The organism is Mesorhizobium sp. M7A.F.Ca.CA.002.05.1.1 (assembly GCF_003998335.1).
Classification (GTDB): domain Bacteria; phylum Pseudomonadota; class Alphaproteobacteria; order Rhizobiales; family Rhizobiaceae; genus Mesorhizobium.
Genome location: NZ_RZQI01000482.1, coordinates 1 through 4,543, shown reverse-complemented (window position 1 = coordinate 4,543; position 4,543 = coordinate 1). Strand labels below are relative to the sequence as shown.

The following is a 4,543-nucleotide window of genomic DNA, read 5'->3' as shown; positions in this document are numbered from 1 at the left end:
GTCGAGCGACAATTCTCCAAGCACGACATAGCCGGCCAGCATGTCGCCCGGAATGGCGCCAAGGGCAGCCATCAGGCCAAGCGCGATCGGCAGGTCGTAGTGGCTGCCTTCCTTCGGCAGGTCGGCCGGCGCCAGATTGACCGTGACTTTCTTCGACGGCATCGACAGGCCGGAAGCATGCAGTGCGGCCTGCACCCGCTCGCGGCTTTCGGCCACCGCCTTGTCGCCCAGGCCGACGATGTGCATGTTGACCTTGCCGGGCGCGATCATCACCTGCACGTCGACCGGCACGGCCTCGATGCCCTGAAAAGCGACCGTGCGAACCCGCGCCACCATTTCTATGCCCCCGGATATGCTGCGTGCCTAAGCCTACACGGCTAGGCGGCCAACGACATCGCCCAACACAAACATAGATTTCTGGGATAATCAAGAACAATACAGGAACAAAACCACCGCAGCTATAAATGCTATTCCGATCAACCTGAAACGCAGGTTGATCTCCGACCAGACATTGCGCCCTGCCACAGATTGCCACGGACTTGTCGCCCGCTGCAAAATGCACCGTCTAGCCGTCGCAGGATGGATCGACGTAACATCATGTTGTCGGAAAACTGCCGGCAGCCATGACCATGGGTATCCAAAGTACGTCCGTCATTAAGATATCGGCGGCGGAAAACTGTCCATCGACAAGCCACTCACGATGCGCCAGCGCAGCCTCGACTTGTTTCAAGCGCTGGAGCATCCAAGATTCGAGGAGGTTATTCTTGTCATTGGACATGCCAACGAACCACTATGGGCCCGTGGTCATGTCAATCGAATTGATTGCGGCAGCCACGTCCAAGGGCATTTTGGGCTGAGCTCGCCGTTGACCGATTGCTCTGAATTAAGCCTAGCCTTCTTCGCGCTCGTGGTCGGGTTCTATACAGCTCCGAACTGCCCCGAAGGCAGTCACAACGTTACGCTCGGGCGCCTCACTCTCATCGAACCTTCTCTCGACTTCCCAGCGAGGAGTGACGTCATCAGATTGGCCACGTCAGAACGATCCTTCATTTGCTCTAGCAATGACCCTAGTTTGCTATCATCGACAACGCCACGGGCGTAATAGCTCAAAACGAGCGCGCCATGCCACAAGCTGCGATCGCGACCGTCTACGCGGTCTGACTCTAGTATACCGACGATGCGCTCTTTCTGATCGGCATCAAACTGCGGCTTCCAATACGCCCGCGGAAACCCGACCACCCTTCCCAAAAAGAAGCCGGCAAGACTCGCTATAGAGCCGTCTAAGAAGTATAAGTTAGCAACAAGTTCCAAAGTACCTACCTTTGGTCTGATTGTTGTCTCACGATCGTGTAGAAGGGCTCTGGCCCAAAGCGCTGCCTCCGTATTATCGGAATCTTTGGACAAAATATATTGCTCTACCAAGGTTGCTGTGTCGTTGTCGGACCAGATATTTAGCGTCTCATGTGTCGAACTCCATATATCTCCCGAAATAGCAAGAAAATTTCTGCGGATTTCTTCGCTGTGGGTGCCTTTTTGAAGGCAATCCATCACTTCTCGATGGGCATCAGCCGCAACTGCATGCCGATTGTGTAGCCGCATAGCTGCGATAACCGCGTAAGTATTCCTCAGCCACAGCGACTCGGGTTGGAAGCCTTGTGTGTACAGTTGCCAAGCTTTCTCCTCAAACTCGATACCATACGGTCCTATTGCCAGAGTTCTCCACAGATCGGAATCATCCCGGCAACCTTTGGCGAGGAGTGCAAGAACTTCCAAACTTTTACTGAGGGTATCGGGGGACGCTTCGGCTTCTTCCGCAAGGCTCGTTAATAGTAGCTGGACTGCATTTTCTAATTTAATAGGCCCCATATCATCGTCGGAGCGAATCCTGTTGGCGATGGCCTTTTGAGCCAGTGTGTTCAATCTCACCAACAGCGGCTCTGCTTGCTTGCGAGCAAGGACTGCAGCCATAGGTACGACTTCTTTCCATTCCTCCCCTTCGAGATAGCGATTCAAAGGGGTCAGCGGTGTGTCTCTGCTCGTGTAACCCCTATAGTGGCCCTCAACTGCGGCAACTGCGGCTAGATATTCCTGGAATGTCAAATGTCGAAACTGATAAAATGGGACCGTTTTGTGCCCGTCTTTCTGAAGCCCGGCTTCAACGAGGAGACTGGACCTCAGCTCAACGCGCTTAACGAAGTCGTGCGGCGTGTCCCTTGCGTATCTCGTGATTTGGGGCACGTACTTCCGCGCGGCTTCTAATAACTTGATGAGTTCATGTTCTGTGGCCGTTTGCTTGCCCTGCTTATGTAGCTCAAACGCGACGTAGGCGAGTTGCGGAACTGCTTCCTTGACGTTGAGCGCCTCGTGACCCTTGATATTCCAAGTATCGAGGAGAACCTCCACCGCCCTGTCATACAAGCTCACTCTGTCGGGCGGGAGTCGTCCTGCTCCGTGCTTGACAACCAACAACATAGTCAGAAGCAGCGGGTTTTCCGCTAGTCTGCGCAAAGCACTGGATTGCATGATCCTAGCAGTTGTTTCGGCGGCCTCGGCCAAGGCTTCTGGTTTGTCGCCAGCCATGAGCTTGTGCCAATAATCGCAAAGTAATGCTATAGCCTCTTCGCTAAGGGGCGCCACGCGCCAGCGTTGGCAGAACCGCGCAAGCGTAGGAGCAATGAGTGCAAAGCCTGCTTCTCTGCTGGTTACGACAAGTCGGATCTTCGGATAGTCTTCTAGGAAACGCTCAAGGTGTTCGACAAAGGTAGTCCTATGGGCATCAACGTGGATTTCGTCTAAGCCATCTACCAATAATATAATATTTCCCCGACGAAGCATCGGAACAATGGCATCCCAGAAGTTGGACAAGTTCGTTTGCCCGGTGATCTGTGATAACTCGTTAAGAATTGTTGGGATTGGTTTTTGGATGTGGTCTCTCCACTCTCGACAGCGAATCATCACCGGAAAAAGCGTCACATCGGGCAGTTGGTCTCTGCTCAGCTTTCGTCGTTTCGGTTCGGCGTAAGCAACAGCCAAACGTTTCAGGAGCAGTGTCTTGCCGCCCCCTGGAAATGCCAAGAGCGCAATTCGCCTATTATCTCTGAACGCTTCACCAAACGTTTTGCCTCGCCCATCAGACTCCTGCCACTCAGATAGCTTTTGTTCTCGCTTGGGGTCGGTCAGCGGAAATTCAGGTGGAATAGGCACCACGTCCAACGGAACAAATAAGCGTTCGAGATCAAACTTCCGCTGTGCGGTGTCCATATCGGCACGCACCCCCTCTATCGTCATTTGACCGCAGTCACGAATGAGGAAGGTGCGATAGGCATCAAGGCATTGCGCTTCGTCAATTAGAGAACTTGAGGTGCGCTTGGGTTTCCTCTTTGCAGCCTGAACGTCGGCGACGATTTCCAAGAGTTTGGCTGGCAGATCGGCATGGTTAGGGTACGAGATAGGGTCGACGAACCCCTGCCAAGCTTGATCCTTCTTGCGCGGGCCGTAGTCCTTCTCTGTAACGAATGCATAGTGGAGCGGTGGGGCACCACCAATGTTCGTGCGGCACCAATTTATTAGCGCACTAAAGTTTGGGTCGGAAAAAGTGTCGCCACATCCAACAAAAAGAAGCTGACCGAATGAAGACAAAGATCGCTGGATGAGGGATCGCACTTCGCTAGTTAGTGTTGCGGTATAGTCGCGAATACCAAGAATGCAGGAACCGGGAACGTCCCATTTGCCATGAAGATGCAAAATGCCTGGATGATCTCGCTGCATCCAACTAACTACCTGCGAGGTGTCAGATAGTGTAATTCCTGGAAGGTCAGTCGCCTGTTCAAGTAACGTGTCGTAATTTAGCGTAGCCAACGGTATATTTGCGTCTCTGAGTGAGCGGATAGCTTCAGCCATCTTGCCGGTACCGCATTTCTCTCCAAAAAATAACTCTTGTAGCCAGCGTTCATACAAAAGCTTATCCGCACCTTGAAGCTTTTGAGTAACAAATTCGGCGGCTGCCAACATGTCATCGATGTCATCGGAGCCGAGGGTCCGGGCCCAACGCCGTTCTTGATCCTGGGTGATGCGGCCTCGTGCGCGTGCATATGACAAGCCCGTCTCGATCAGGCCTCGCCAACTGTGATGTGGAGCTTCAGCGGCCGCTAGGGCGCGACTGACGCCCGTACCCATGATAGCTACCAGTTTCCCTTTGTTCGCCGCCTCTTTAAGTACAGCTAACCCAGTCTTTGACATTCTTCCCCCAAATTCAGAACGGGAACACAAAAGAGGCGGCACTAGTTCTTGAGCAATACACAGGTCGCCTATGACTTGGATAGTGGCAACACTGGCGATCGCGGGGGATCAATCGCAAACCACTCGCTGTGGGCACTAGACCCTTTGACGTTTTGACGGAAGCGTACCCGACATTTGCCAAGTAGTTTTTGCATTCGGCTGCCTCGCGGCCTGCACCCGCTCGCGACTTTCGGCCACCGCCTTGTCGCCCAGGCCGACGATGTGCATGTTGACCTTGCCGGGCGCGATCATCACCTGCACGTCG

3 protein-coding genes and 1 pseudogene are annotated in these 4,543 nt (G+C 53.6%); all 4 read right to left on the bottom strand.

The window, feature by feature from the left end; genetic code table 11:
- The coding region (locus tag EN939_RS22065) for a magnesium chelatase domain-containing protein (RefSeq protein WP_164751139.1) at positions 1-336 on the bottom strand (336 nt) is incomplete at its 3' end.
- A 259-nt stretch (positions 337-595) separates the two neighbouring features.
- Positions 596-778, bottom strand: coding sequence for a glutathione binding-like protein (locus EN939_RS22060; protein WP_127269651.1), 183 nt, complete (start codon positions 776-778; stop codon positions 596-598).
- A gap of 170 nt (positions 779-948) precedes the next feature.
- Positions 949-4,011, bottom strand: a complete 3,063-nt coding sequence (locus EN939_RS22055) for an SIR2 family protein (protein ID WP_164751138.1) — start codon at positions 4,009-4,011, stop codon at positions 949-951.
- A 366-nt stretch (positions 4,012-4,377) separates the two neighbouring features.
- Positions 4,378-4,543 (bottom strand): annotated as a pseudogene (locus EN939_RS40080) (magnesium chelatase domain-containing protein); the annotation flags it as partial.

Coding starts and splice junctions, on each gene's coding strand:
- EN939_RS22055 (WP_164751138.1), bottom strand. CDS start 4,011: ATGTTGGCAGCCGCCGAATTTGTTACTCAAAAGCTTCAAGGTGCGGAT.
- EN939_RS22060 (WP_127269651.1), bottom strand. CDS start 778: ATGTCCAATGACAAGAATAACCTCCTCGAATCTTGGATGCTCCAGCGC.